We start from the raw sequence: 3,827 nt of genomic DNA, 5'->3' as shown, positions 1-3,827 counted from the left end.
TGTTATCCCAGTCTTACAGGCAGGTTGCCCACGTGTTACTCACCCGTCCGCCGCTAACCAACAGGAGCAAGCTCCTATTGATTCGCTCGACTTGCATGTATTAGGCACGCCGCCAGCGTTCGTCCTGAGCCAGGATCAAACTCTCCAAGAAAGTTGATTAGCTCATTTTGTTACGTTGGCTCATGTTCTCTATATTAATAGAAGAAACACGATTTTTTTATTGTTTGTTGACGTTTTTGTTTGTTTAGTTTTCAAAGAACAATCTCACCTATTTAAAAAGCGACAAAAAATATTATATCATACATTTTTAACAACATCAACTAAAAATTACTTACTTTTAAATATTTCAACCTTCAATTGATATGTTTTTTTGAGGCAACTTTTAAATGATAACATTTCTGATGCTCCAGTGCAACATATTTTTACTGAATAATATTTCACTTGGATTGTTAATTTAAAAACTCAGCCTCAAATGGAATATTTCTTAAATAATACCACAACTGCATAATAAAAATCTCAACACTTCCATTTTATTTCCTTCTATATTTCTGTTTTCGTTTTTGACAAAAAAATTACCATTATTAACATAGTGGCATGTCTAATTAATAGGTCATCTTAGTATGAGGATCGAATTCTTTTAATTGAGAAGTTGCATCAGTATGTTCAAAATATGGATAGAAGATACAAGGCGACTTTCTAATTAATCTATTCGGGCGTTCCGGATCTTCTATCACTATAAATTGTGCTTCAAATCCGTTGATGTTTTCAACTGATTTACCGATAACTTGAACAATATAACCCGGTTCATATTTATGGGTTTTCTCTAATCTCAACAACTTCCCTATTTCAATTTCATCATAAGTCATCATGTTTACTTCCCCCTTCGTGACTATTATATTACTTTACGCAAAGCCTTAGCATAAACACGCTCCTGGAAATTATTAATATTAATGTCATCTACAATAGATTCGGCCATGCAATTGCAATTTGTTAATTTATTTAAATTTCGCTACAAAATTGACATAATGCTCATAAAAAAACTCCCTATTAGGAAGTTATAACAAAGTTTTATATATAAGATACTTTTCCTACATTATTTTTATTTAGATTTGTTCTCAATTAAGGCTTCTTTATTTAACTCCTTCCGCTGTGTCCGAATAATCATAGGACCGGTTTTTTTATCGTTTTTGATGTTTTGCAAATACTTTACCAGATAACTTTCCGAGATTCGTTCCGGTACATACCCTAAACGGGTCCGAATGATATTTTCCACAACAAATGCCTTTTTCGTGAAATATAGATAATCGCGGCCTGAATCTTTTTCAGCTTCTTTGTAATTGTTACTTCCAGCCTCACTAGCCCTGCGAAATACATGCATATGATGATACATGTCATTACGCTCTTTCCGGATCATTTTAAGTAAATACAGGAGCTCAAAGGTTGATAATGTCATAATTTCCGGTGTGGTCTTATCAATATAGGAAGCAAAAGCAAAATCACGAAATCGAACGTCTAGGCGTTCATGATTTTCTTTAACAATCCTTGCATCAAGCTGCATACAACAAAAATCACAATAGTAATACTCATGATTTATTTTTTCGATTTTGCTACCGCAATATGGACAAGTTTTCACTTCTGATCTCTCCTTTTAAGCCTGTATTTAAACTTTCCACCCATGAGAAATCCATTGTTCCAAACGGTTTATGAACAGGTGCACCAGGGTGAATACATTCGTCTCTTAATTTTAAAGGTTATTAAGCTCAGCCTGCTGTCAAACATCTTCTTTTCCTAGAATAAACTTTCAAAGGTTTAAGGTTGCTATAGCAACCTTCTAACAGGCTCGATGCCTGCTTTTATCAAGAAAAAAACGAATGTTTTTTTCCTCCAACGTGAGCTTCACCGGCTAGGATATAGCCGGTATTTTCTCTAATAGTGTTAAAATGACAAGTATTCTAAGGCATCTAGGTTCAAAGGATTTGTATCAAACAATTTCTATCACCTCGGTATGAATAATACTTTCCGTAGTCAGTTCACATTCTTGGATTCGATCTAATTGGTAAAGATCCTTCCTGTCAAAGTCTTTAGAAACCATTTTTTCTGCCTTTTCTTCACTTGTGGCCACTACAATCGATATTCTTAGTAAGCCATTTGCAAAATAAATTACTTGAAAAACCTTCATATTCTTTCACTCCTTTATAGCATACTATGGATTTAGTTGAACCTGTTCGATGTACCCTTTCACCGGCTGACAGATCAGCCGGTGAAAGGTGTGATTGTGATTTTATGAGAGACTCATTCCTTTTAATTTTCGTCTATCGAATGTTCCTTTGTTTCAGCTAAAATATAATCTGCAGCTTTTTGGGCTTGAGCAGCTGCTTGTAAAATTAATCGACTATCTTTCTTTAAAGCTCGTAACCACGAATTGATATAGCTTGCACTATTTTCGATGGTACTGTTATCAATTCCAGCCACTCCGCACAACATCGCCGCGCCCATTTCCGCGACTAATTCCTCTTTTGAATAAATTTCATCCCCAAATGCAACACCTTCAGTCATAATACCTGGGCGTGCTAATCGGCTTTTATGTCCAGTGCTGTGTATTTGTTCATGAAAAAGGGTGCAATAATATTCCTCCAGAACCTTAAAATCATTAATCGGTGGGCAATTAATTCTATCCCATGTCGGGTAATAAACTGCCTTACCTGAATGAAACGTGTAATCTGGTGCATTGATATATCCTTTAAAAATTTCCTCCGCTTTTTCGATGGGATTATGGTCAAAAGTTTCATCGCTTCTTTTGCTCTTTAATCCGATGCATTGTTTATTTATCTCCCATACTCGATAATAAAAGGGTTTTGCAAAAGTCTTTTTCTCCTTTGTTTCTTCGTCCTCCTTCTCTTTCCAAAGCCAATAGACAATGATATGAGAATTTTTTAATTCCTCTTTTTTAATTCGTCCACCTGCTTCTAAAATCTGTTTTTTGGATGCATATTCCCCCGGCTCCACTAGGAAAATATTGATTCCCCGGTATGGTTTTTGTGTTTTCCAGTTAACCGCATTGGAGTTGGTCCACGGCTGGCGCCACGGTACAACACCCTTTTCTAATTTTTCGATGATTTTTTCTGAAATGATTTCATACACGCTTTTTGCCATTTGGTTTTTCCTCCTTTGACTTTCTATAGTTTTAGATTTTTGGAGTTTGGTTTTAAGATTTTCTTTTTCCTTTTGACTTGCGAAGCGGGTGAGTTCCCCATAGGGGGATGATTTTTCCCCTTTTGCAAGTAGAACGAAAAACACGCATAGGCAATGGGTCAAGGGTGCTCTTCGCACAAAAAGTTTTTTGCTGTTGCGAAAGCGTCCTTAAGTAAAAAAGTTTTTTGCCCCTTGACCGATTGACTAGCCTTCTTAGCTTCCAGCCGGAAAGGTTCGGGTTCCTACCGGCTGAAAGGTTAGAAGGCTTGCGTTGTTTTACGATTCGGAAGGCAAAATGGAAAAATCAATAATAAAAGCAGCCGTTTCGGCTGCTCTCCTTTTGTCTTTTATTCTTTTAATCTTTTGATTTTCCGATTTTCGGCTCGTTCGGTATGGCGGCGTAAGCTGTAAATGGAACAGGAACCTACGGAATGTAGGCGCGAGCCGTACAGTCCGTGGTTATCGGGCCATTTAATGCCGAAGCGACACGTACGGAATGACAGAAAGGGTGCTTTTTCCTTTCTGATCAGTCCGTAGTGCTGCCGCCCAGAGTACGTTCGGTATGTTTTTAGCCAAGATTTTAAACAATGTGGGATAATCGTTTCCAGAAGGTGAATTGGGTCAATATAAAAAGT

At 36.8% G+C, this 3,827-nt stretch carries 4 protein-coding genes and 1 rRNA gene; all 5 read right to left on the bottom strand.

Annotated features, from left to right (window positions below; translation table 11 throughout):
- Positions 1-151, bottom strand: a 16S ribosomal RNA gene (locus J7E67_RS29260); the annotation flags it as partial.
- A 451-nt stretch (positions 152-602) separates the two neighbouring features.
- Entirely contained in the window at positions 603-869 is a 267-nt protein-coding gene (locus J7E67_RS29255; protein ID WP_214733368.1) for a hypothetical protein, read from the bottom strand.
- Positions 870-1,099: 230 nt separating this feature from the next.
- On the bottom strand, positions 1,100-1,633 hold the full coding sequence (locus J7E67_RS29250) for a hypothetical protein (RefSeq protein WP_214733367.1): 534 nt from the start codon (positions 1,631-1,633) through the stop codon (positions 1,100-1,102).
- 348 nt (positions 1,634-1,981) lie between these two features.
- Positions 1,982-2,179 (bottom strand): hypothetical protein, encoded by a 198-nt coding sequence (locus tag J7E67_RS29245; RefSeq protein WP_214733366.1) that lies wholly within the window; start codon positions 2,177-2,179, stop codon positions 1,982-1,984.
- Between the two features lie 122 nt (positions 2,180-2,301).
- Positions 2,302-3,153 (bottom strand): ArdC family protein, encoded by an 852-nt coding sequence (locus J7E67_RS29240; protein WP_214733365.1) that lies wholly within the window; start codon positions 3,151-3,153, stop codon positions 2,302-2,304.
- Between the last annotated feature and the right edge of the window lie 674 nt (positions 3,154-3,827).

This window comes from Bacillus sp. ISL-46 (assembly GCF_018613205.1).
This window is presented reverse-complemented; position numbering and strand designations above follow the sequence as displayed.